Source organism: Staphylococcus sp. HMSC063A07 (genome assembly GCF_001836955.1).
Lineage (GTDB): Bacteria > Bacillota > Bacilli > Staphylococcales > Staphylococcaceae > Staphylococcus > Staphylococcus lugdunensis.
The window spans coordinates 1-274 of record NZ_KV830933.1; the positions used below are offsets into that span (position 1 = coordinate 1).

At 54.4% G+C, this 274-nt stretch carries 2 tRNA genes; both read right to left on the bottom strand.

From position 1 onward, the window contains the following. Window positions 1-61: 61 nt before the first annotated feature. Window positions 62-135: transfer RNA gene (locus HMPREF2597_RS12115), tRNA-Arg, on the bottom strand. A gap of 9 nt (window positions 136-144) precedes the next feature. Next, a tRNA-Leu gene (locus tag HMPREF2597_RS12120) sits at window positions 145-233 on the bottom strand. Window positions 234-274 lie beyond the last annotated feature (41 nt).

Below are 274 nucleotides of genomic sequence, written 5' to 3' on the forward strand. Positions count from 1 at the left end.
CGACCCCTTGGTCCCAAACCAAGTGCTCTACCAAGCTGAGCTACTTCCCGTTATAAGTAAACGCGCCCGATAGGAGTCGAACCCATAACCTCTTGATCCGTAGTCAAACGCTCTATCCAGTTGAGCTACGGGCGCTTTATAAAATGGTGCCGAGGACCGGAATCGAACCGGTACGGTGATCTCTCACCGCAGGATTTTAAGTCCTGTGCGTCTGCCAGTTCCGCCACCCCGGCAAAATAATGGAGCAGAAGACGGGATTCGAACCCGCGACCCC